Annotated in this window: 25 protein-coding genes; 8 read left to right on the forward strand and 17 right to left on the reverse strand. The window is 43.6% G+C overall.

The window, feature by feature from the left end:
* Positions 1-12: 12 nt before the first annotated feature.
* Both ABXS78_RS14660 and ABXS78_RS14665 read right to left on the reverse strand, forming a co-directional pair.
* The gene (locus ABXS78_RS14660) at positions 13-516 is read right to left on the reverse strand and encodes a YwgA family protein (protein ID WP_095220978.1); all 504 of its coding nucleotides are present in this window, start codon (positions 514-516) and stop codon (positions 13-15) included.
* Between the two features lie 12 nt (positions 517-528).
* The gene (locus ABXS78_RS14665) at positions 529-1824 is read right to left on the reverse strand and encodes an HD domain-containing protein (protein WP_366247819.1); all 1296 of its coding nucleotides are present in this window, start codon (positions 1822-1824) and stop codon (positions 529-531) included.
* Between the two features lie 184 nt (positions 1825-2008).
* Between ABXS78_RS14665 and ABXS78_RS14670 the strand changes: the two genes are divergently transcribed.
* Positions 2009-2833, forward strand: coding sequence for a lipoate--protein ligase family protein (locus ABXS78_RS14670; RefSeq protein ID WP_366247820.1), 825 nt, complete (start codon positions 2009-2011; stop codon positions 2831-2833).
* 23 nt (positions 2834-2856) lie between these two features.
* Here the strand turns inward: ABXS78_RS14670 and ABXS78_RS14675 are convergent, their stop codons facing one another.
* On the reverse strand, positions 2857-3660 hold the full coding sequence (locus ABXS78_RS14675) for a PAS domain-containing protein (RefSeq protein ID WP_366247821.1): 804 nt from the start codon (positions 3658-3660) through the stop codon (positions 2857-2859).
* Positions 3661-3774: 114 nt separating this feature from the next.
* Positions 3775-4749, reverse strand: a complete 975-nt coding sequence (pta, locus tag ABXS78_RS14680; protein WP_366247822.1) for a phosphate acetyltransferase — start codon at positions 4747-4749, stop codon at positions 3775-3777.
* Positions 4750-5011: 262 nt separating this feature from the next.
* Between pta and hemQ the strand changes: the two genes are divergently transcribed.
* Complete coding sequence (hemQ, locus tag ABXS78_RS14685) at positions 5012-5758, forward strand: hydrogen peroxide-dependent heme synthase (RefSeq protein ID WP_366247823.1); 747 nt, start codon at positions 5012-5014, stop codon at positions 5756-5758.
* Between the two features lie 236 nt (positions 5759-5994).
* Positions 5995-6483 (forward strand): spore coat protein GerQ, encoded by a 489-nt coding sequence (gene gerQ / locus ABXS78_RS14690; RefSeq protein WP_095220988.1) that lies wholly within the window; start codon positions 5995-5997, stop codon positions 6481-6483.
* Positions 6484-6513: 30 nt separating this feature from the next.
* Here gerQ and ABXS78_RS14695 read toward each other — a convergent pair whose 3' ends face one another.
* Both ABXS78_RS14695 and ABXS78_RS14700 read right to left on the reverse strand, forming a co-directional pair.
* Positions 6514-6882, reverse strand: coding sequence for a DUF423 domain-containing protein (locus ABXS78_RS14695; protein ID WP_366247824.1), 369 nt, complete (start codon positions 6880-6882; stop codon positions 6514-6516).
* A gap of 17 nt (positions 6883-6899) precedes the next feature.
* Positions 6900-7217: a YwdI family protein gene (locus ABXS78_RS14700; RefSeq protein ID WP_366247825.1), complete on the reverse strand. Its 318-nt coding sequence runs from the start codon at positions 7215-7217 to the stop codon at positions 6900-6902.
* 145 nt (positions 7218-7362) lie between these two features.
* Here ABXS78_RS14700 and ABXS78_RS14705 point away from each other — a divergent pair, with 145 nt between their 5' ends.
* Positions 7363-8379 carry a serine hydrolase domain-containing protein gene (locus ABXS78_RS14705; RefSeq protein WP_366247826.1) on the forward strand — a complete coding sequence of 339 codons (1017 nt, stop codon included), beginning with the start codon at positions 7363-7365 and terminating at the stop codon, positions 8377-8379.
* Between the two features lie 28 nt (positions 8380-8407).
* Here the strand turns inward: ABXS78_RS14705 and ABXS78_RS14710 are convergent, their stop codons facing one another.
* From ABXS78_RS14710 to ABXS78_RS14720, 3 genes are all read right to left on the reverse strand, one after another.
* Positions 8408-8548, reverse strand: coding sequence for a hypothetical protein (locus tag ABXS78_RS14710; protein ID WP_176465612.1), 141 nt, complete (start codon positions 8546-8548; stop codon positions 8408-8410).
* 112 nt (positions 8549-8660) lie between these two features.
* Positions 8661-8966 carry a hypothetical protein gene (locus ABXS78_RS14715; RefSeq protein ID WP_366247827.1) on the reverse strand — a complete coding sequence of 102 codons (306 nt, stop codon included), beginning with the start codon at positions 8964-8966 and terminating at the stop codon, positions 8661-8663.
* Positions 8967-8968: 2 nt separating this feature from the next.
* Positions 8969-10618, reverse strand: coding sequence for an AarF/UbiB family protein (locus tag ABXS78_RS14720; RefSeq protein WP_366247828.1), 1650 nt, complete (start codon positions 10616-10618; stop codon positions 8969-8971).
* Between the two features lie 222 nt (positions 10619-10840).
* Here ABXS78_RS14720 and ABXS78_RS14725 point away from each other — a divergent pair, with 222 nt between their 5' ends.
* Entirely contained in the window at positions 10841-11578 is a 738-nt protein-coding gene (locus ABXS78_RS14725) for an AraC family transcriptional regulator (protein WP_095220996.1), read from the forward strand.
* Between the two features lie 32 nt (positions 11579-11610).
* On the opposite strand, the gene ABXS78_RS14730 is transcribed toward ABXS78_RS14725, so the two are convergent.
* Together ABXS78_RS14730 and ABXS78_RS14735 are read right to left on the reverse strand one after the other, a co-directional pair.
* Positions 11611-12570, reverse strand: coding sequence for an acyltransferase family protein (locus tag ABXS78_RS14730; protein ID WP_366247829.1), 960 nt, complete (start codon positions 12568-12570; stop codon positions 11611-11613).
* A gap of 149 nt (positions 12571-12719) precedes the next feature.
* Positions 12720-13568 (reverse strand): Ku protein, encoded by an 849-nt coding sequence (locus ABXS78_RS14735; RefSeq protein WP_095221000.1) that lies wholly within the window; start codon positions 13566-13568, stop codon positions 12720-12722.
* A 95-nt stretch (positions 13569-13663) separates the two neighbouring features.
* Here ABXS78_RS14735 and ligD point away from each other — a divergent pair, with 95 nt between their 5' ends.
* The gene (gene ligD / locus ABXS78_RS14740) at positions 13664-15448 is read left to right on the forward strand and encodes a DNA ligase D (RefSeq protein ID WP_366247830.1); all 1785 of its coding nucleotides are present in this window, start codon (positions 13664-13666) and stop codon (positions 15446-15448) included.
* Here ligD and ABXS78_RS14745 read toward each other — a convergent pair whose 3' ends face one another.
* The 6 genes from ABXS78_RS14745 to ABXS78_RS14770 all read right to left on the reverse strand — a co-directional run bounded on the left by ABXS78_RS14745 (position 15449) and on the right by ABXS78_RS14770 (position 21837).
* Entirely contained in the window at positions 15449-16693 is a 1245-nt protein-coding gene (locus ABXS78_RS14745) for an aminopeptidase (protein WP_366247831.1), read from the reverse strand.
* Between the two features lie 202 nt (positions 16694-16895).
* Entirely contained in the window at positions 16896-17945 is a 1050-nt protein-coding gene (locus ABXS78_RS14750; RefSeq protein WP_366247832.1) for a zinc ABC transporter substrate-binding protein, read from the reverse strand.
* 109 nt (positions 17946-18054) lie between these two features.
* The gene (locus tag ABXS78_RS14755; protein ID WP_095221008.1) at positions 18055-18468 is read right to left on the reverse strand and encodes a Fur family transcriptional regulator; all 414 of its coding nucleotides are present in this window, start codon (positions 18466-18468) and stop codon (positions 18055-18057) included.
* A gap of 27 nt (positions 18469-18495) precedes the next feature.
* Complete coding sequence (locus ABXS78_RS14760) at positions 18496-18954, reverse strand: OsmC family protein (protein WP_366247833.1); 459 nt, start codon at positions 18952-18954, stop codon at positions 18496-18498.
* Positions 18955-19070: 116 nt separating this feature from the next.
* The gene (locus ABXS78_RS14765; protein ID WP_095221011.1) at positions 19071-19859 is read right to left on the reverse strand and encodes a TerC family protein; all 789 of its coding nucleotides are present in this window, start codon (positions 19857-19859) and stop codon (positions 19071-19073) included.
* 259 nt (positions 19860-20118) lie between these two features.
* A complete protein-coding gene (locus ABXS78_RS14770) occupies positions 20119-21837 on the reverse strand; it encodes a phospho-sugar mutase (protein WP_366247834.1) in 1719 nt (572 codons plus the stop codon).
* 173 nt (positions 21838-22010) lie between these two features.
* Here ABXS78_RS14770 and ABXS78_RS14775 point away from each other — a divergent pair, with 173 nt between their 5' ends.
* Positions 22011-23105 carry an AI-2E family transporter gene (locus ABXS78_RS14775; RefSeq protein WP_095221015.1) on the forward strand — a complete coding sequence of 365 codons (1095 nt, stop codon included), beginning with the start codon at positions 22011-22013 and terminating at the stop codon, positions 23103-23105.
* A gap of 12 nt (positions 23106-23117) precedes the next feature.
* Positions 23118-24326 (forward strand): MFS transporter, encoded by a 1209-nt coding sequence (locus ABXS78_RS14780; protein WP_366247835.1) that lies wholly within the window; start codon positions 23118-23120, stop codon positions 24324-24326.
* The last annotated feature ends 77 nt before the right edge of the window (positions 24327-24403 follow it).

Genomic DNA, 24403 nt, shown 5'->3' on the forward strand with positions numbered 1-24403 from the left:
CCTTCGCTCTTTTCATGCTTGCTGCTTTTTTAGCGTATGGATGAATTCCCAAGCTTGGGTCATCTCTTCGTCTGTATAATTTTGTTTCTTTTTTACTGTCCGTACTTTTTCCTCTACTTCATCCTGCGGAAGCTCTTCGAAATACAGCATCGTGGAAACCAACTCCAGGAATCGGGAGCTCTTTTCTTTCAGCAGGCGGATAGCCTCCTGATAATCAGGGAATTGATTATCATAATGTGTGAGAAACTGTTGGCCTTCCTCCGTAATTGTATAACGGTATTGGAAATAGCTGCTTTTATCCTCTTTTGTCTCTTTGATCAGACCGAGGTTGCTCAGTTCATCCACACGCAGGGATAATTCCTCCGAATAGGGACCGAAAAGATGGAATTCATATTTTTCACCGAACGGAATACCATTTTTCTTCAGTATGTAAATCATCTTCTGTAGTTTCTTTCTTCCTACCACTTCTTCTACGGAAGAAAAAAATTGCAGGAGATTTGCGTGGTTGGCTAGCATAGCTGCTCCTCCTTATTGGAATAAAATCTCATAAATCCGTTGCTTCTGTTGACTGTCATCCGGCAGTGCTTCCAGAATGTCCTGAGGGAAATATAATTTATGGTCTGTTCGTTTCTTACCCGAAATCGCTTCGACAATATCCGATTGGCGCGATAATTCCTTCAATTTCCCATTAGGCAATTGTAAGTGAATCGGCAAGCGCTCCTCTTCCTCGCCTGGACGGTAGAAGTCATAAGGCAAATCAGATGAAGAATCATCAATCAGATAATATTCCGGATCGATTCCTACTTCGCTGAAGAGCCTGGACAGTTCGACCATCTCTTTCATATGCAGGAGCGGATTGAACTCGATATACTTGAATAATCGGCGATTCAGGAATCTCTCACACAAGTCTCTTAGTATATCATCATCTTCTTCAAGCCAAGCCTGGAAATAGAAGGATGTGACATTTTCATCAAGCCGTATATAATCGTCCAAGGTAACATTTTCATCAAACAAGGAAATGAAGTGCTGCGGTCGCAGCTTGAATGTATAATCACTTTTATAGAGCGCTTTTGCACGATGTAATATCTTCGTCAGAATCACTTCCGCACTGCGTGTTACAGGGTGGAAATATACTTGCCAATACATCTGATAGCGGCTCATGATATAATCTTCGACCGCATGCATGCCGGACTCTTTGATTACGACCTGATCTTCACGTGGACGCATCACACGAAGTATGCGCTCCATATCAAAATGTCCATAGCTGACACCTGTGAAATAAGCGTCACGCTGCAGATAATCCATCCTGTCTGCATCAATTTGGCTTGAAATGATACTGACAATCAATTTGTCATCATAAGTCTTATTAATGACTTCGGCTACTTTTTTAGGAAAACTTGCACTCACTTTCCGCAGCACATGATTGACCCCTGTATCCCCCAGGATAATCTTGCGGGTGAATTCCTCATGATCCAATCCGAAAACCTTTTCAAAGGAATGGGAATAAGGGCCATGACCAAGATCGTGGAGCAAAGCAGCACATAAAAGCAGCAGCCGCTGTTCCTTTTTCCAATTCTTGCGGTTCTCGAAATTGTTCACAATCCGTCTGACTATCTCATAAACCCCTAGGGAATGATTGAAACGGCTGTGTTCGGCACCATGAAACGTCATATAAGAGGTTCCAAGCTGCTTGATTCTGCGAAGCCGCTGGAATTCTGGCGTCGCAATCAGATCCCATATCACCCTGTCACGGACATGTACATAACGATGCACAGGATCTTTGAAAACTTTTTCTTCATCTAGCTTTTCATCTCGATACGCCATTTCCTCTGCCTCACTTTATGTCATTCTGTCTCGTATTTTTTTGTCCAATAGAATTAGTTTATAAAATATCGGCTCCCCAGTAAATAACCAAAAGTAATTTTTACTCGTTTCTTGTCTACCCTATTCTTTGCTATACTATGTATTGGCGTTTAACGCCATTCAGCTGAAAAGGAGCGCGTTCTACGTGTTACATACATTACTTCAAACATCTGAATTCCGTATTATTGATCATTCCGGTGAAGACGGTCCCGAACAGGCGATGGCCTCCTTCGCGATAGACGATGCATTGGCTATTTCTGTCGGCGAAAATTCGGCTCCGCCAACTGCAAGGATGTGGATCCATGACCGCACGATTATGCTCGGCATACCTGATTCCCGTCTGCCTTATATCAAGGAGGGAATATCTTATTTGCAGGAAAAGGGCTATAAAGCAGTCGTCCGAAACTCTGGCGGACTAGCTGTGCTGCTGGATAAAGGCGTTGTCAACCTATCCTTCATTTTCCCGGATGCCAAGCAAATCGGAATCCATGACGGGTATCAAGCAATGGTTTCCTTCATCCAATATATCTTCCAGGATCTTACCGATAAAATCGAGGCATTCGAGGTAGTCGGTTCTTATTGTCCCGGCACCTATGATCTGAGCATAGACGGCCGGAAATTTGCCGGTATCTCCCAGCGCAGGGTGAAAGACGGTTCTGCCGTCCAAATTTACTTATGTGTAGATGGAAGCGGCGCGTCACGTGCAGAAATCGTTAGAGGATTCTATGAAAGGGCTAAAAAGAAAGCGGAAACTCGCTTCACCTTCCCTGATGTAGTGCCGGAAACGATGGCATCATTGGAAGAATTGCTCCAAGTTACTCTTACTAGCGAACAAGTTTGTAGACGGATTGCTGATGGCCTTGCATCTATCACGAACATCAATCCTACTGCTGAGATGACGGAACGAGAAGTTCAGCTGCAGCAGGAACGGATGAAGCTGATGCGTGCCCGTAATGAGAATTTCCAATAAAAAACCGCTGACCGATTATCGGTTCAGCGGTTTTCTTCTTTTTCCAAAAAGGTTAAGGCTTGTTTAACCGAAGAAAAGAACTTAATGTTCTGATCACTGAAATCTGCTTGACGTACACTTTCCATGGCCATTTTCGGATGGAAGCCAGTGACAATCAGACGTGTACCCATCATATCCAGCAGCTGATGCAAGCGCAGTACACCATGATGGACACCGCTATGGAAGTGACTGATTCCTTGCAAATCAAGAAGGAAATTCCGCTCTCCTGACTGTTGAACATGTTCTCCTACTCGTTCCAATATCTGATTCAGTCTGCGATCATCGACATCCCCAATCAATGGTAGAATCGATGTCGTATCCGTGATTGGGACAATAGGCGTGGATAAACGGGAAACTTCCTCCAAGTAACGGGAAACAAGCTCTTCGTTTTGCTTTCGCTGTGTCACGTCTTTCTGGACACCAACAAAGAACGTCTTCTGCTCACTTTCCAAAAAGATAGGATAGATCTCCAGCTCGTTCCAGAACATCTCACCGTTCTTGCGGTAATTTTTCAGTTCGACCACAACAGCTTTTTCATTTCGTATTGCATTCCGAACAGCAGCAACATCTTCTTTTTTCGTATCTTCCCCTTGAAGAAAACGGCAATTATGGCCGATAATCTCTTCAGAGGGATAACCGGTAAGTTCTTCGAAACCTTTGTTTGTATAAATAATCGGATTATCAGGAAGTGAGGGGTCTGTGATTACCACTCCTGCTCCTACGTAATCGATGGCATGCTTCACAAACTGATCTGTTACTTCGGATGAATAGCGGATATCTTTGCCCAACAAATACTCACTCCTTTTGCATCTGAGACAAGGCTATTCTACTATACTTGAGCTGGAAAAACAAAACAAACAAAAAAGAAGCCTCCCTTTATGAGAGGCTTCTTTCCTATATGCTTATTCTACAGACTGTGCGGCAGTGATAAGTGTAAGCTTGTACACATCATCTGCATTACAGCCGCGGGACAAATCGTTTACTGGTGCGTTCAGGCCTTGCAGGATCGGACCTACAGCATCGAAGTTACCTAGACGCTGAGCAATTTTGTAACCAATGTTACCTGCTTCGAGGCTTGGGAATACGAACACATTCGCATCACCTTTCAATACAGCATCCGGCGCTTTTTTCGCAGCAACGGATGGTACGAAAGCTGCATCGAATTGGAATTCGCCATCGACCACTAGGTTAGGGTTTTTCTCTTTTGCAATCGCAAGCGCATCTGCTACTTTCTCTGTTTCCGGAGATTTAGCAGAACCTTTTGTGGAGAAGCTTAGCAATGCAACTTTCGGATCAATACCAAACATAGCTGCTGTTTCAGCACTTGCTACAGCAATTTCTGCAAGATCCTGGCTGTCAGGTGCGATGTTGATGGCACAGTCACCGAAAACATAGCGCTCATCTTCTCTTACCATTACGAATGCACCAGAAGTCTTTTTGTATCCTGGCTTCGTTTTGATGATTTGCAATGCTGGACGTACTGTATCCGCAGTAGAATGAGCCGCTCCGCTCACAAGACCATCAGCTTCACCAATATAAACAAGCATTGTACCGAAGTAATTTTCATCTTTTAGTAATTTCTTTGCATCTTCTTCTGTCGCTTTTCCTTTGCGGCGTTCCACGAACGCTGTAACCAGCTCATCGAATTTATCATACGTATCTGGATCAAGAATTGCTGCGCCGTGCAAGTCGATAGACAGTTCTTTTGCCTTCTGTTCCACTTGCTCTTTATTGCCGACCAAAATCGGTGCAATAATCCCCTCTTCGGCAAGCTTTCCTGCTGCTTCCAAAATACGTTCATCCAAGCCTTCCGGCAAGACGATCTTTTTATTTTGACCTGTTACTTTTTCCCGCAATGTTTGAAATAAATCACTCATCCTAAAACCCTCCTAGAATATGTCTGCATTTTCTATAGTAAATCTTTTTGTTTTACTTTTAAAGTCATATCAGCTGATGCTGATTTTTTTAATTAAAATAACCGCTTCTTTAGATGTTCCCATTTCTGTCAAAGTATACACACCAGGCATACGGAACAGTTGATATAATAGAGGTGGGAACTAGAAAGCAGCGACTAGCATGATGAGATGTCGTTTGTGTTACACTATACAAAGAATGTGAACGAAAAAGGAGTGTTTAGGCATGGCAGAAGCAGTAGAAACCATGGACGGCTGGTATTGCCTGCATGATTTCCGTGTAATGGATTGGACAAGCTGGAAACTGGCTTCCGAGGATGTGCGTCAAGCAGCAATCGAGGAATATCAGAACTGGCTTTCAAATATGGAACAAGTTGAGGAAGCAAAAAACGGCAGTCAGCTTGTCTATAAAATAATTGGTCATAAAGCTGACCTGATGTTTATGATTATGCGTCCGACAATGGATGAATTGCAGGAGATCGAAACAGCTTTCGATAAGATGCAGATCGCATCTTTCATGACGAAAAGCTTCTCTTACTTATCTGTCGTCGAGCTCTCCAAATATATGAGCAAACCTGGTGTTGATATCGAACAGAAACCAGAAGTACAAGCGCGTTTGAAACCAATTCTTCCTCGCTGGGATTATATGTGCTTCTACCCAATGGATAAACGTCGTATGAATGATGACAACTGGTATTCACTCGAAAAAGATGCTCGCTCAAAACTTATGTATGAGCACAGCAAAACCGGACGTAAATACGCTGGGCAAATCAAACAAATCATCACAGGTTCGTTTGGTTTCGATGATTGGGAATGGGGCGTTACATTGTTTGCACACGATCCACTGCCAATCAAAAAGCTAGTGTATGAAATGCGATTCGACGAAGTGAGCGCACGTTACGGCGAATTCGGTGACTTCTATTTCGGAAATAAGCTGGATAAAGAAGCAGTATCCGACTACTTCCAAATTTAATGAAAGCTGGACCAACTTGGTCCGGCTTTTTTTATTCCTTTGTTCTACTCCCCTTCCAGGCTTCATATCATGTCAAAGAACAGGCATGAGTTCCTTAGACATGAGGTAAGGCGATAACAGTTAAATGAAGGCCGGAGCATTTCTTGTATTCATGGTAGTCGTACGATCGAACACAATTCCTGCCTTCACAGTTTTAGCCAGCCAAAATGTCTTCTGAAAGGATATAGGAAAGGGGAATGAAAATGAGCAAGAACCCGAATCAAGAAAACCAGTCTCCGAGCACCCCGCAGTATCAGGAACAGAGCCCGGCTTATACTTATCCGCAAGTCCCGAACTATAGCTACCCAACTCGTCAGCAAAACCAACCGTTTTTCCCGCAGCAGCAACAACAGCAACAAGTCCCGTCACAAGTTCAAGGCGGAGGGCCAGCAGGACCAGGACTGCCAGTTGAGCAGTCTTATATCGAGAACATTCTGCGTCTGAATCGAAATAAGCTGGCCACCGTGTATATGACCTTCGAAAACAATGACCGTTGGAACGCAAAAATCTTCAAAGGCGTGATCGAGGCTGCTGGTCGTGATCATCTAATCTTACGTGATCCAGAGAACAACCGGCGTTACTTATTATTGATGGTCTATCTCGATTATGTAACATTCGATGAACCGCTTAATTATAGTTACCCTTTTGGCAATCCAGGCGGCACTGCAACTTATCCACCACGATAAAAAACCTCTGCTTCGGCAGAGGTTTTTTCCTTATAAATATTTAATTGCTGAATAGCCTAGCAGCACCCATCCGATCAGGAATGCCACACCACCGACAGGTGTAATGATAGCAAAGATCGTGATTCCGCTGACAGCATATATGTAAAGCGTTCCTGAAAATAGCAGGATGCCCGCGATAAAGAAACCGCCAGCAGTCGTCAAACTGCCTGCTTGGATCTTTTGCAGCAATAATGCTACTCCGATGATCGCCACTGTATGGAACATTTGATATTGAACTGCTTTTTCCCACGTGGCAATTGCCTTCTCTGACAATCTTCCTTCCAGTCCGTGCGCTCCGAATGCTCCAAGTGCTACAGTAAGGAACCCACTTATAGCTCCGATTATGAGTAATGCTTTCATTTTTCTGCTCCTTTATATCAAAAATCGAACAATGACTTACCGTTCGATTCTTCATCATCATCTTCAAATGCTTTTTTGGGCGGCTGCTGGGCCGGCCATTCCCCTGTCATCGCTGCCCATTCAGCTGCTGATGGGCTTACTGCTGCTTCTGACGGTTTAGACACCTTAGGCACCTGCGTTTTGACTGGATGCTCTGAACGCTCAATTTGCAAAAACAAGTCACACATCGAACGGACCGCCCGAACGTGTTCCCGCTGCTTTTGTACATCCTTAAGGTCCAATGCCCTTTCCAGCTCCTCTTTCATATGCCGAAGCACTGCTTCTTCACTTAACAAGTCGAACACCTCCATCGTTTTGCTGCTACATGCATTATAACAGATATAAAAGGAAATATTTAATCCCGAAACAAGAACACATGTTCCTTTTTGTTGAAAAATTGGTATACTGTTCATAACATATTCAAAAATAGGAGGTTAATAAGTGAAGACAGACGATATAGAAAAATTGATGCTATCGGATGGAATTACAGGTTTAAGTATGGCTTATATGGAGACTGGTCATTCTTTACAATCCTTTTGTGCCGGTTATGCAGATCAAGTGACAAGAAGAACAATTAACAGTTCCACTGCTTTTCATGCTTGCTCTATGAGTAAATTGGTTACAGCCTTTCTCATCCTCACTCTTGTTTCCAAGGACAAGCTCCCATTAGATGCTAATGTTAATGACCTGCTATGTAAGTGGAAATTGAAAGATACTTATTATAACGCACCTAGTCTAAGGCAACTGCTGCAACATCAAGGCGGCATCATTGATCCGGAACACAGTTTTCCAGCTCTTCCTTTCGATTCAGCTTTATTCAGCACGGCTGAGCTTTTGGAAGGCACAACAATAGCATGCGCAAGGCGCATTGTGACCGAACAAGAACCCAGCACAGTTTTCTCCTATAGTGATGCAGGTTATATGATTGTACAGCTTGCATTGGAAGATATATATAACAAGCCCTTCAAAGCACTTATGGAAACATACGTGTTAGATCCCCTAGGAATGAAGAACAGCTTCTATCACGATTCTCTGCGTCACCCATTTGCTTATGGACATCAGAATCTGAACCCAATCCCTAGTCTATATCCTTATTACCCGTATGATGCCGCTTGCGGTTTGTGGACAACACCGACAGATGCAATGAAGCTAGTTGTTGCATTCCACGAGTCCTTAAAGGGATCTTCCTCCGCTTTCATTGACAAGCAGGATGCGGAGGAGTTACTCCAGTCTAATAGCGAAATTCCTTATGCAGGATTGGGAGTCTTCTTGGAAAGTATTGAAGGAACTGTGGAATATTCTGCGCTCGGCTGGGGAGAGGGATTTCAGTGCCTGCTAGCAGGAAAACCGGAAACAGGAGATGCGCTTATATGCATGATCAATACCGATCCTGGCAAACATCAAATGGAAACCATTCTTGGCGACATTTATAAACGTTCTTCCCTAGCCAGAAAATAAAAAGACCCGCCGTATGGCGGGTCTTCTGTTATTGCGCTTGCTTTAGTATATCTAATTGTTCGGCGACATATTGTTCATGCATCCATTTCAAGAAATCATATTCTGTGGCTGTGGAAGGGCGCTTCATGTCCTGTTCCACCTGGTCGACAAAAGATAAAAAGCTAATCATTGCTAATTACCTCCTCTGGTTATACCTCTATCATCATTCTAATAGAGAATTGGATGCTTGACAACAAATTTTCAAAATATTCACGACAAATTAATAGTTCTATACAAATTTATCAATCTTCCTTATTTTGCAAACGCAGCTCCAAATGACTGATTCGCTGCTTCAAGGCATCAACATCTGCTTTCGTGGCAAGTCCCAGGTCATGGACTTTTTTCTGCATATTCTCTTGATTCTTCTCGTTCCATTCATTGGATTTGGCTTCTCCCTTATCTACAAAGCGCTGGATCAAATCCTTCGCTTGCTGTGGTGTTATCTCTCCCTTCGCCACAAGCTCTTTCAATTTAGCATCCAGCTTTTCCTTCCCAGCCAAAGCAGCACCAACACCTAAAAGAAATCCTTTTCGTAACAAATCCGCCATTATCATAACCTCCTAGTTTTATTTATGGATCTAAGCAGCAGAACATGCTTGATGAAGAGAATTAACCATAATCCAAAGAAAATGAATGTCAGGATGAACCCGACGAGGACGAGCCATAATGTATGGTGGATGATTCCTTGGATGCCAGTGTATGTCGAACCTGCCGTCAAAGCGAGTAACAGAACCGTATAAAAGAAGTAAAATTGGTGCAGCAGCTGGTTCTTTTGCTTATCCCTTTCCCAGCCGCGCTGCTTCTCTCCGTCAGTGAGCCAGTCGACGAGTGCTCTTGGCATCGACAGGAATGGACGAAGTGAATTAGTAATGATACCAGTATAAATGGAGCTATGTTTTTTCGACCCTCTCATCCACCGCAGGATGACGGGTTTCCCCCATTCTACTAAATCTGCTTGCGGATAAATGACAGCCACCAGGCCAATTGCCAAGAAAACTGCCCGTCCGAGGAAAGCGAAATCTGCCGGGAGCTGGATCGGCTGTTCCTTTACGATCACCTGCAGCTCCTCCATCAGCTGCAAGAAGGATTCAGTATCTCCTACATCCAGCTGCCCGCCCTTATACAGGTCCACTGTTTTCCGAAGTATCCGTTTCACTTTCTCCGAATCTGCTGACGGAAGCAAAAACTCCATTTTGTAAAGGGCTTGAATGACAGCCTCATAATCATCGAGTACGATGCCCTGGATAGCCTCCCGTAAGTATTCCGTGTCCGTTGCTCTAATCTCACCGACCATACCAAAATCGAGCAGTACGATTTTCCCGTCAGGCTGAACAATGATATTGCCTGCATGAGGATCAGCATGGAATATACCGCTGTTTAGAAACTGATCTGAAAAGAATTGAAAAAGTGCTTTGGCTACTTGCTCACGGGGGATCTTCTGGGCATCCAGATAATCTGTATCCGTCACTTTCCGCCCCTCTACCCAGTCCATCACAAGTACTCTGCCCGTGCAGAGCTCAGGATAATAATCAGGTACTCTGATATCAGGATTTCCTTTGTACCGTTTCCGGAAATAATCCGCATGCTCCAGTTCTTTCCTGAAATCCAATTCCCGGCTGATGATGGTTACTACTTCCGCGTATAAAGCCTTCAAGTCCGATTTCTTACCGATACTCGTAAATCTTCGGAGGAGGTAAAAAATGATTCGGAGCGCTTTGAAATCCATATGGAAGATCTGCCTGACATTGTGCCGCTGGACCTTGACCGCAATCTTCCGACCGTTCTGCAAGTATGCCTCGTACACTTCGCCGATAGAAGCAGAAGCAACTGCTTTAGGGTTCAGATGCACAATCTCCGTTTCATAGCGGCCGCCAAGCTCTTCCTTTAATATTGCTTCCGAATGTGTAAATGATGTCGGCTTTACCCTGTCGACGAGGCCTTCCATCTCCCGGATGAACACTTTTGGCAGCAAATCAGCACGCGAACTGAGAAACTGGCCTAACTTGATCAGCAATCCGCCCTTCTTCTCCGCCATTTTCCGATATTCCCGCGCCTGCTTGGTCAGTAATGCTTCCCATTCCTGTTTATCCTGTTCATCCCATACACGGCTATGCAGCAGGTAAAACCAATAGATCTGCACCATAAATCGGATAACCATCCACACGATAGCCATAATACGACGGGTGGATTTGACACGCATGCACACACCTCATTTTCAGACAATTGCCTTCTTTCTTGCTATTTTCTATTATAGCTAGTACTTCTCTTGCTTGTCTATTAACCTGTGGCTGTGTCGAAAAACGTAAAAATAGTAGTTTTATAAATATTTTTTAATAAAACAGTTTATTTTTTCTCAGAAAACGCTTACAATATTGATATATAAGACTGATGGTAAACCAAAAACCCTTAACGGAGGTATAGTATGTCTAGCATATCTAAAAATGCTGTTCTGCCTGAAAAACGTTCCGTCGAAAATACTAAGTCAAACAAACAATTTTTGTACCCTTCTTACCTGCTTGAAAACCAGCTGATGGATGCTGTATCCGATGGTGATTTGAACGGGGCATTATCTATAATTGAAAGCCTATCCACTTCAGAACGCCCGAAGTATGCCTTTCAACCATTACGTTCTGCCAAGAACCAATTGATCAGCATTTGTACGCTCTACACACGTGCTATCTTAAGAGGCGGCGCTTCCCAAGAAGTAGCATCGAGCCTCAATATGACTTATATGCTTGAAATCGAGAACTGCCAGACAGAGCAGGAACTTTCAGAATTGGAATATGATATGCTCGTCCGTTTCATCGAAGGCTTGAATAAAAGCAGAGCTACACAATACTCCAACATCATCAATGAAGCTATCGGCTATATTCAGTCACATATCTTGGAAGATTTGAGCTTACAGGCAATCAGCTCTCACTGCAATGTGAATCCGAGCTACCTTTCCCATCTATTCAAAAAAGAAGTTGGCGTTTCCACAGTCCAATTCATCAATCAAAAGAAGATTGAGGAGGCCAAATACTTCCTGCTTCATACAAACCAATCGATTGCTGATTTGGCTAAGAAGTTCAACTTCTGCAACCAAAGCTATTTCACGGCACAATTCAAGTTCTATACATCCATGACTCCAAAACAATTTCGCGACTCACGCGCAATTTAAAAATACCGCACAGGATAACCTGTGCGGTATTTTTATGGGCTTTTCAGCTCTATCAACGGTTTCCATATCCGCAGCATCCAGCGCTGGGAAAGTACCAGTACAATGCTTAGTGTGACAATCAGGAGACCTAACACATCCAGACTATTGCTTACTTCGAACAAATCATCCACCCTGATCCACTGAATGAAGAATCCGTGCAGGAGATAAACATACAGTGTTCGCTGTCCATACTTCGTAAAAGCCATTTCTTTGTTTGGTACAAGCGACAGCACGCTTATCATTATCAGCCCTGAAAACATATAGACCAACAAACGGATCAATCCGCCTGCTTCCCCTGCTCCTAAAACTGCATAAGATTTCGATCCGAGCAGCCAGTCAGTCGGGAAGTCAGGGTAGAGATAAAATAAAGCACCTGCTGCCAGCAGCAGCAGTCCGCCTCCTATCCTGACAGGCAAACTCCGAAGTACGGCAAGCTGATCCTTTGTCACCCAATATCCGATTAAGAAAAACGGAAAGAAAACAAATGTCCTGGAAAGGCTCATTGCTCCTCCAATTTCATTAAAGTAACCCACTAACAAACCGATGAACACTGCTAGCAGAATACCAAGGCTGGGACGTATCCTTTTGTATGGAATAAGCAGTATATGCCAGCAGAACAAGCTAAGTAAAAACCACAGCGCCCATTGCGGCACAAGAATGGATTCCATCCAGCCCTCTTTTCCGATCATGTAATAGTAAAACGTGTAGATGACTTGGAAAAACAAAAACGGTAAAAGCAGCTTTTTCGCGAGTTTTTCAATGGCAGCTTTATTGCCTGCTCCCCTTGCAAAGAAACCAGCCAAAAAGATAAAAATAGGCATGTGAAAGGTATATATCATTGTATAGCTCCATTGCAGGAATAACATGTCCTGATACGGCTGAATTAGATGTCCGAATACGACAAAGGCAATCATAAGCAATCTTGCATTATCAAAATACGCATCGCGTTCCATTCTATCGCTTCCTTCTTCCGGATGTATTCTTCCATAGTAAGGAGCACGGAGCAGAAACGCTATAGCGGACGCGGCTTCTTCATCTACTTGTTAGCCGGCTGTCAAGATGCTGTCATATACGACATCCGTGTGTAAAAAGAAGGGCAGAATTATCCAGCTTCCGGTTTCTTTTTAGGTCGGCTTGCCGTCTTTTTCCTCGTGGTCTTCTTGGCTGCGGGCTTATCTTTTTTCGCTTTATCGAGAGATGCCTGCAATGCGTCCATCAAGTTGGTTACATTGCTAGGCTGTTTCTTAGCTGTAGGAATATGAACTTCTTCATGATCCCGCTTCGCTTGAATCAAATCAAGCAGTGCTTCGCGGTAATCATCATTGTACTTCTCCGGATCAAATGTAGCTGTCAGCTGTTCAATAAGCAGCTTAGCTGTTTTCAGCTCTTTATCGACAATAGCATCCTCTGCAGGGATATTTGGCACATCAGCGACATTTCGAACCTCATCAGGATAATGGATCGTCTCCACAACGAGCACATTCTTATACACACGTATAACAGCCAGCTGCTGCTTCGAACGGATGACCATAGAGGCAACACCGATTTTCCCTGTATCCTCAAGTGCTTTTCGCAATAAGCTGTATGCTTTTGTTCCGCCTTCATTTGGAGACAAGTAGTAGCAGCGTTCAAAATAGATTGGGTCAATTTCCTCTAAGCTGACAAAATCGACGATCTCCACTGCTTTGTCTTCCTGCTCCTTCTGCAACGCCTGCAGCTCGTCCTCATCCAGCACGACAAATTTATTCTTCGTGTATTCATAGGCTTTGACGATATCCTCTGTCTGTAATTCCTTCTCACAATGCGGACAGACTTTTTCATACTTTACCGGTGTGTTGCATTCTTTATGCAGCTGCCGCAGCTTCACATCTTTATTTTCCGTAGCAGCATGCATTTTCACGGGAATATTTACAAGCCCGAAGCTGATTGTTCCCTTCCACATCGTATGCATGAACTGATCACTCCTTTTTATCCTAGTTTGTACGTCTGTTCCATGTTTAATTCCGGTGCAATGCTTCAAACTAAGAAAGAAAGGAGTGGAATACGATGCAGGTAATGAAACCAATCTATCGAGATGATTGTCCGGTCGGGGAAGGATGGATTTATGAGGTAAAGTATGACGGATTTAGAGCAGTTCTGACAGTTGCAAATGACAATGTGACACTGACAAGCAAAAATGGAGTCGATTTATCTCCCCAATTCCCCGAGATCATCTCGTATGCTGAACAGCATATGAGTTTAGTGGATAAGCACATTCCTTTCTCAATTGATGGTGAACTGATCATACCTAAAAATGCACTTAGCGGTGATTTTGGTTTGCTTCAAACACGCGGCAGATTGAAATCAGCTGATCGAATCAACCAGATTGCGTCTAACCGCCCTGCTGTGCTGATGGCCTTTGATTTGCTAATTGACCGTGGTAAGAATCAGGAAAAACGGCGGCTGACTTCCAGGAAGCAAGCATTACAGGAGCTGATCGACCTATTCAATAATCATTCAGGAGCTATACGGTACGTGGATTATTCCTTAGACTCATCTTCTTTGATGGATTCTGTCATTTTGCATCAGGGTGAAGGCATCATAGCTAAACGCTCAGCGAGTACATATAAGACTGGAAAGCAGCATCATGACTGGTATAAGATAAAGAATTGGCGTACAATTACTGCGATCCTGACAGGATATGATAAGGAAAATGATTATTTCCATGCACAGCTGTCAGATGGAACAGGTCATTTCGTGCCGATCGGAAAATGCAAGCATGGGATGGAAGAAACAGAGCGAAGCACACTGACAGCTTTTTTTAAGGAAAATGGAAAAACAGAAAATAATCTCCTGCTTCTCCCTCCAGCAGTTTGCGCCAAGATAAATTGCCTCGGGCAGGCGGACGAGGAATTACGCGAACCTAGATTCCATAGTTTAGCCCCCACAGTGGCAGCAGCCGATTGCACAGAACAGCAAGCAGCTATAGATCTTGCCCAGTTTCCGCAATCAGTCGAGCTGAGCAAACTGGACAAGCTATATTGGGAAGAAGCACAGATTGATAAGCTGCGTTATCTGCTTTATATTCGGACCGTAGCACCATTCATGCTGCCTCATATGATAAATCGGGAGATGACGATTATCCGCTGCCCCGACGGAATTGAAGCGGACTTTTTCTATCAGAAGCACAGACCTGATTATGCACCTGATTTTATTCCAGATACGAAGTCATTGCAGTGTCCGGATTTGCAGACGTTGATTTGGTTCGCAAACCACGGAAGTATCGAATTTCATGCACCATTTCATCATATCGGAAATGAGTTTCCCCGGGAAATCGCAATTGATCTTGATCCGCCAACGGATGATGCACTTCCTCTGGCTATCAAGGCTGCAAATTTGCTTAAGAACTGGCTGGATCAAATGCAGCTCTCTTCGTTTATCAAAACCTCTGGCAGCAAAGGGTTGCAGCTGTACATCCCGTTACCGGAAAACCAGCTTACTTACGAACAAGCAGGCACCTTTACAGAAGCTTTAGCAAGATTACTCGTCCAACAGCATCCAGATCTTTTCACAATTGAACGAATGAAGAAAAATCGCCATGAGCGTTTGTATATCGATTATGTTCAGTTCGGTATGGGAAAAACACTGCCAGTTCCATACACGGCACGAAAACGCAGCAGCGGCACTGTCAGTACTCCATTGTTTTGGGAGGAAGTTAGACAGGGGCTATCTCTTGAGGACTTCACCATTTTCACTGTGCCAGAGCGCTTACGCCAAAAAGGCTGCCCCTTCGCTTCCTATGGGGAAGCCAGGAACAGCCAAAGGTTGGATTCTATTATCCAATTGGTATGATCATTTGAATTCGAACGCCCATGCTCCTTGGCGGAAGACTGCGACAGTAGTGCCGTCTTCTTTCACGCCATCGATGTCCAGATCTGCAGATCCGATCATGAAATCTTCATGCATGATGCTGTCATTCACGCCTGCTGCTTCGAGTTCTGCAGCTGTCATATCATTGCCGCCTGCAATACAAGTCGGATATGCTTTTCCTAATGCAAGGTGGCAGGAAGCATTTTCATCGAACAATGTATTATAAAAAATCAAACCGGATTGTGAAACTGGAGACTTATGCGGAACCAGTGCTACCTCGCCAAGTCGTTTAGCACCAGCATCGGCTTCCAGAAGGTTTTTCAGCGCTTCTTGGCCCTTTTCTGCCTTATAGTCAACCACTTCGCCATCCTTGAAAGTCAGCTGGAAATTCTCGATCAGCTGGCCATTGAAGTTGTAAGGCAGTGTACTGGAGACTGTACCGTTCACACCATTCTTATGAGGCATTGTGAATACCTCTTCAGTTGGGATATTGGCATTGAATTCGACCCCTGCATCTGTCGGACCAGAACCGCCGCTCCAAATATGCCCTTTTGGAAGCTCGATTGATAAATCTGTACCTTTTGCTTTATAAATCAATTTGGTGAACTGCTGCTTATTCATATAGTCGGCAGCTAGGTGCAGCTGTTTGTTATGCGCCTTCCAGGCAGCATTCGGATCTTCATTCCCTGTAACGCGGCTGATGCGCAGGATTTCTTCCATCATTGCTTCCTGTGCTTCCTCGACCGATTTGTCCGGGAACACTTTCTTGGACCATGCTACGGTCGGATAAGCAACGATTGACCATTGCATTTTGTCCTTCATCATGTAATCACGATATGGTGTTAATCCTTTTCCAGCAGCTTTCATATATGCCGCAACTTTGGATCCATCTACTTTTTCCAAAAGATCAGGATTTTCACCAAGAATATTCAGAACTGCGTAATTATCCTTGACCATTTCGTTACGAGCATGAAATTTCCATGCAGGTACATTCTCCAAAGCTTCGATCGGAGCATGTGTATAACGCTGAACGACCAACTCATCATCTAACCACTCTGTATGTACATCTTTAGCACCTGCTTTATACGCCTCTTCCGCTACCATGCGCGTGAAACGAACAGATTCAATCGGTGCTACAAGCAGAAGTCCTTGTCCTTTTTGTAGATTAACACCGGTCTGGATAGCCAGTTTGGCAAATTGCCGAAGCTGTTCTTCGAATTTTTTCATTTGAATACCCCTCCATTAAAACAAATATACCTACCTATTATATCGTAAAATTTGAATATTCACGAAACATAAGTGAGCTTAGACATAACCGATTGTTTTTGCGTAAGAACAATTAATTTCCTGAGCAGTCAAAAACCCGAACTCACACAAATCTTTTTTGAAGATTCATGTCAAAGTTCGGGCTTTCGATTTAGTCCAGCTCTTACTTATTCGTCAAAGCTTGCTCCAATGTTTCGATATTTTTATCCATCAGACTGAAGTAATCTTCATCTGCATCAATTTCATCCTCTGTGACCGTTTCCAGGTTATGGATTCTGAGTACGTCTGCTCCGATTTCATCTTGAACGATGGTTGCAACCTTCGGCGAGATATTCTGTTCGAACAATACATAGTTCAGCTTGTTATCTTCTGCAGTATGGATGATTTCCTCTAATTCCTGCTGTGAAGGTTCATTTGTCGGTGAAAGACCAGTTATAGCAATTTGTTCGATACCATAACGATCTTCCCAGTAGCCATACGCTGCATGAGAAACGATGATTTTCTTGTTATCCTTGCCTTCTACAGCATGTTGGAATTTCTGATCAAGCTCGTCCAATTCTTCCGCTACCGCTGCATAGTTGTCTTCGTATGTTGTTTCATTATCTGGGTCAAGCTCAACAAGTGTATTTTTCATATTCTCTGCCATCTGCTTTGCACGTTCCGGATCAAGCCAGTAATGCGGATCGATACTTCCATGGTCGTGCTCTTCTTCTGTTGCCTCTTCTTCATGATCATGTTCATCTTCCGTAGCCTCATGACTATGATCATGCTCTTCTTCCGTAGCCTCATGACTGTGATCGTGCTCTTCTTCCGTAGCTTCGTGACTATGATCGTGCTCTTCGTCGAAAGGAAGCAGGTTGATACCATCTGCTAATTGGGCTATCTTAACATCTTTGTCCCCTATCGCATCGGCAATTGTTTTAGCGTATGTTTCCAGCTCATCACTCGAATAGAGGAATGCATCTGATTTCGCGATATCCACCATCTGATTCGACGTTGGCTCGAAGTTATGTGCATCACTTCCAGGCGGAAGTACGGATTCCACTTCCACTTGGTCGCCGCCAATTCGTTCAGCAAAATACTGAATTGGATAAATCGTTGTATAAACCTTTAGATTTCGATCTTCTGTGCTTTTTTGACTGTCGTCATTTCCACAAGCTGCAAGCAGAACCAAAAGCAAGGCCGTACTGATTAAAAATAATGATTTCTTCAAAATGATTCCTCCCGTTACATATAAACTCTAATCGAGATTATATCGTAACCATTACTATTTGTAAACAGTAGTAATTACGTTTCGTTCACAAAAAAATACTGCCTATCAATTATTGACAGGCAGGGCAAATGCCATACACTTCGAAATTATGGTTTTCTATAGTATAGCCACCTGGCAGCACCGTTTTCACATCTGCTATAGGACAAACATCAATTGCTTTCGTAATGCCGCATTGTTTGCAGATGAAATGATGATGATGGCCTTCTATATTGCAATGGAAACGGAAATGCTTATCTCCGTCAATAGTTGTCATTTCCAGGATACCAAGTTCGGCCATCGTATAAAGATTACGGTACACGGTATCATAGCTGGCACTCGGAAAGTCCTCACGAAATTCCTTCCAAAGATCATTCACCGCAGAATACTGGGACCGTTTCTGGAAAATATCCAGCAGTTTTTCGCGCTGCTTTGTCTGTTTAAAGCCATTTTCTTTCAGAATATGCATCGCACGTTCATTATTCATACGCTTTCCGTCCTTTATCTTGCAAAATTATAATGATTTCTTCTCGATATTCAAGTCTGCCTCTAAGCTTACTTCCACATTCCCTTTAATTGCTCTTGTGATCATACAGCTTTCTTCCGACTTGACGGCAAGCTTCTCCAGCATCTGGAATTGCTTCTCTGTTGCTTCTTCTTTCAAATATACTGTAGGTCTATGGATAATTCGCTTGTACGTAATTACGCCATTTGTTTCGTCAACAATACCTTCTGATTCCAGTTTCATTGATGATAGTGGCAAATTCGCACGTTCGATCATTGCTGCTAACGTGATGATATAGCAAGTAGCCGCTGCTCCGAGCAGCATCTCATCTGGATTTGTACCGATGCCGGGACCACCCATTTCTGGCGGAATACTAATTTCCGTCTTCAGGTTTCCTGCTTCTATTGTACCGGAGCTGTTTCTTCCTCCCGGCCAGGCTGCCGCTAAATGAAAATGATGTTCTGACATGGTACTCGTCCCCTTCTGCTATCGTTGTGCTATCTTCTATTTTAACGCTTCTCAGCAGGAAAAACAAAATGTCTGATCAAAAAACCTTCTACCAAAAGGTAGAAGGTTTTTTAAAATTATTCAGTTCCGCCAGCGGAATCCTCTTTTTTATGATCGCCTTTGTTTTTACCGGACACAATCCAGCCGACTACTGCAATTGCAACCAATACACCATAGAAGATTAGTTTCCAAGTAGTGGAATGAGCAAAGTCATGTGGCAACACACCCACAGCATCATGAGCAAGTGTACTAACTGTGAGCTTAACCCCTACCCAACCTACGATAATAAAGGCTGCAATCTCCAAAGCTGGTCTAGAGTGGAGAAGGTCCACGAAAATGTTAGCTGCAAAACGCATAATGATCAGACCAATGATACCGCCTGCAAAGACTACATAAAACTGTCCGCTATCCATGCTTCCTACCTGGCCCCAGCCAGTCGGAGGAAGTGCAACAGCGAGTGCTACTGCAGCAAGAATGGAGTCAACTGCAAAAGCAATGTCAGCAAGCTCGACTTTCAAAACAGTCATCCAGAAGCCACTCTCTTTTTTCGGCTTCTTGTTAGCAACATCATTGTTCTTGGCACTGAATTTGTCGTACAGGTTCTTTATGGATATGAACAATAGATACGCAGCACCAATCGCCTGTACTTGCCATACATCGACAAGGAAAGAAATGACGAATAGCGATAAGAATCTAAATACAAATGCTCCCATTAATCCATAGAAAAGTGCTTTTTTACGTTGATCTTCAGGTAAATGCCTTACCATGATTGCGAGTACTAATGCGTTATCCGCTGCAAGCAGTCCTTCAAGTCCGACAAGGACAATCAGAACCCAGCCATACTCGAGAAGTAATTGTGCATCCATGTAGTTACGCTCCTTTAAGTGTAGTATGCGATTATCTTTGCAATCATACCCCTACTTAGTAAAGGCGTAACACTTTTTACTAAAAAAAAGCGAGACCTTTACCAAGAAGGTAAAGGTCTCGCTAACAACGTCTGAGTTGCCAATAAAGCCGGAGATTTCTCTCGGAATGACGACTTTACTGTACAGCTACTCCCCTTTAAAAGCATATTGCGCTTATCACACATTCAGTCTAGTAGAATACAAGGCGAATGTCAACAATTTATTGCAGGTATTTGCCAAGATCTGCTTTGAGCTTCTCTAACAGCTCCAGACTGCTTTCCCGGCTTGCACTGTTTACACCATAATAACTCTTGATCTTTGGTTCTGTTCCGGATGGACGCAGGCATACCCAGCTATCCTTCTCAAGGAATAGCTTGATTACATTTTCCTGTGGAAGTGTGATTTTCTCTTCCGTATCGGATTCGAGAATACGGCGTGTTTGTGTGGAATAGTCCTCCACTGTAAGTACCTTCAGGCCGCCGAGCTCTTGTGGTGTGTCTGCGCGTACAGCATCCATCATAGCGGCAATCTTCTCAGCGCCATCCTTGCCTTTTAATGTAATGGAATGAAGATCTTCCAGGAAGAAGCCATGCTTCTCATACAATACATGCAATGCTTCAAGCAATGTCTTCCCTTGAGCACGCCAATGCGCAGCCATTTCGCAAGCGATCATAGCAGCCTGCACAGCATCTTTGTCACGGACAAAGTCACCGATCAAATAACCATAGCTCTCTTCATAGCCAAACAAGAAATTCTCGTCTGTTGTTTCGAATTGCTTGATTTTTTCACCGATATATTTGAAACCAGTAAGGGTATCGATTGTATCGACACCATAAGAAGCTGCTACCGCACGTCCCATTTCAGTCGTTACGATTGTTTTGATTAGTTTTCCGTTACGCAAATCAGCTTCTGAAGCATTCGCTAGCACGTAATCCAGCATCAATGTACCAAGCTGGTTTCCAGTCAGCACTTGATAAGCACCATTTCCGTCCTGTACAGCAACTCCTAGACGGTCTGCATCCGGATCAGTTCCAATCAGGACGTCTGCTCCAATTTCCTTTCCTTGCTCCATAGCAAGTGTGAAAGCCTGATGCTCCTCTGGGTTTGGAGATTCAACTGTAGAAAACTCTGGATCCGGCTTTGCTTGTTCTTTGACCACATGCACATTTTGGAAGCCAAGCTGGTCCAAACCGCGTAAAACAAGATCATGGGATGTACCATGCAGCGGAGTGAACACGATTTGGAGCTTGTCCAATTGCTCTCTCGCAGAATCAGACATATTAGAGATTGTTTTCAGTTCCTTCAGATAGGCACTGTCCACATCTTCTCCGATCGAATGCAGCAAACCGTTTTTACGGATAGTTTCCAGATCTTCAACCTCTACAGCCAGTTCGTTTTCCACTTTTGCAATTTCCGCAATAATAGCTTCTGCCTGTTCGGGAGGAATTTGGCCGCCATCTTCGTTATACACTTTAAAGCCATTATATTCAGGTGGGTTGTGGCTTGCTGTAATCATGATACCAGCAGCAGCGTTAAGATGACGTACCGCGAATGATAGAAGCGGAGTTGGTCGCAGGGATTCAAATACATGCGCCCGAATACCATGAGCCCCAAGAACACGTGCCGTTTCATCCGCGAACTCTGGTGACATGTAACGAGAGTCATACGCAACAGCTACGCCGCGTTCTTTATAATCGGAAATGTTCTTTTCCATATATACAGCCAAACCTTCTACAGCTTTGCGGACAGTATAAATGTTCATTCGGTTTGTACCCGCACCAAGCACACCACGCATACCGCCTGTACCAAATGTTAATTCTTTATAGAAAGCATCCTCCAAAGCTGCTTCATCATCTGCAAGCTTCGTCAGCTCCTCTTTATATTTCGGATCAAGTGCTTTGAATGTAGTCCATTTCTTATATGTATCTTGCCATACCATGAGCTTTCCTCCTGAAAAATAAGTATAGTGATATCCTATCACATTTATAAGTTGAAATGGCGCAGAATCCCATCCTGCTGGAAATTTAATAAATACTTGGGGAAAGGGTTACGCCATAGCCCGGCTATGCTATGCTAAGCTATATCAATAATTGGAAAGGATACTGATCTAAGTTGACTCAGAAAAAATGGTTTCAAGGCCTTGTGGCCGCTGTTCTGACTTTCACACTTATACTGTTGATTGCGAAAGTCGATTTCATCTTCCAGCCTCTGGCTACATACATAGGAGCGATTGCATTCCCGATGATTGCAGCCGGCCTTCTATTCTATATCACCAAACCGCTCGTCCGGCTCCTGGAGAAAATCCGCTTCCCAAAATGGGTAGCCATCCTAACGATATTCCTGCTCTTGATTGCGCTGGTATATTTCGTCTACAAATTCGCTGCACCAATCGTGCAAACCCAATATCAGGCATTGGTGAATAACATCCCGGGCATCACAAATCAACTCACATCGATTGTGGACTATTGGGAGGAGAATCACTCTGCATTGCCTGATCAAGTAGAGGAATCCATCCAAAATTTCGCAACAACCTTACAATCCAGCTTGCAGGATGTTCCAGGTTATCTGATCGGTTTCATTTCCAGCCTGGTCAACTTCCTGTTCACATTGGTTTTGATACCCTTTTTCTTATTCTTTATGCTTAAAGACGGAGAAAAATTGATTCCATTTATAACAAAATTTTTCGATAAGAGAAAAGGTGCCAGTGTTAAGAAGCTGATGGAGGATTTGAATCATACGTTAGCATCCTTCATCCAAGGTCAGTTCATTGTATCGGTGTGTGTCGGCACGATGTTATTTATCGGATATGTGATTATCGATCTCAAGTATGCCTTCACTCTCGCTATTATCGGACTGGTCTTTAACGTCATTCCGTTTCTCGGTCCGTACCTAGCTGCTGTACCTGCTATTCTTGTTGCTTTATTCCAAGAACCAAAACTAGCTATCTTAGCTGCAGTCGTCATGCTCATTGCCCAGCAGATTGAAGGAAACCTGATTTCTCCGAATGTCATGGGAAAAGCACTGAGTATCCATCCGCTGACAGTTATCACGCTTATTCTGGCAGCCGGAAACATTGCTGGCTTCCTCGGTCTTCTGTTCGTCATCCCATTCTATGCCGTGTGCAAGACTATCATCTCCCACTTCTACCATGAATGGGTCGATTATAGGATGAAGAAAAAATCTGCTGCTGGAGTTCAAGCAGAATAGGAGGTCAACTATATGGTAAACAATCAGCCTCCCTTATGGACAAGAGCCTTCATTTTCTTATTGCTGGGCAATTTGTTCACTTTTATGAGCTTCCAGATGCTGCTGCCGAATCTGCCGCCGTATATCGCCTCCATTGGCGGCAGCAGCTTACAGGTTGGATTGGTAACAACAGCATTTTCGATTGCCGCAATTCTAATCAGGCCATTCATTGGCCATATCCTGCTGACGAAGAAAAGGAAAACGCCGATACTGATCGGTTCTTTCCTTTTGCTCGTCTGTGCAATTCTATATCCCTTCACCCAAATCGTTACACTTCTATTAATATTCCGCTTTCTGCATGGAGCAGCTTGGGGATGGAGCACCACCACAAATGGCACAGCCGCGGTTGACCTTGTACCGAGAAGGCGTGTCGGAGAAGGCATGGGTTATTTCGGTCTTTCTATTACTATCGGTATGATCATTGCACCAAGTGTCGGTATCTTCCTCTATCAAACTTATAACTTTCGGACGCTAATTCTCGTATCGATCGTACTTGGCATGGTTGCTTTTCTATTTCTGGCACTAACTCGATATGCTGAACCTGAAGCATTGTCACGAAACCAAGCCCAGCCGCCTAAATTTTCTTTTTTCAAGTCATTGATCGAGAAGAAAAGTGCCTATCCTGTATTCATTACGTTTCTTACATCATTCGGGTACGGTTCCATCGTCACTTATCTTGTCCTTTTTGGACAGGAACAGCAGCTTACTGGAACATTTCTCTTTTATTTAGCCAATGCGTTATGCGCAACGGTTTCCAGACCATTTACTGGCCGTTTGTTCGATGCCAAGGGACCTTGGGTGCTGATCATGGGTTGTTCCGTTGTTGCTTTCCTTGCCATGTGGATACTCAGCATAGCATCAGCTAACTGGTATTTCATCGTCTCCGGTGCCTTATTCGGAATCGGTTATGGGTCTATGATCCCCGCTTTGCAAGCGTGGACAATTTCCAAGACAGATGTAGAAAGAAGCGGCATTGCCAATGGTATGTATTATTCATCTATCGATTTTGGCATTGGTTTGAGTGCCATCATCCTTGGCATTCTGCATCAATTCGTTTCGACATCTACCCTGTTCCAAATGTCGAGTTTCCTATTTTTGCTTGTATTTTTGTTCACGTTGACCGATTTTGTTATCAAGCGTCGAAGAGATCAGCAGCTCGCTTTAAATGTAAAGAAATTATAAAGAATACAACAAAAATGAGATAAATCAGTAATCACGGGTAAACAGGTACTATCGTCCTTTTTTCTGCATACTTTGGT

The organism is Terribacillus aidingensis, from assembly GCF_040703035.1.
Taxonomy (GTDB): Bacteria; Bacillota; Bacilli; order Bacillales; family Amphibacillaceae; genus Terribacillus.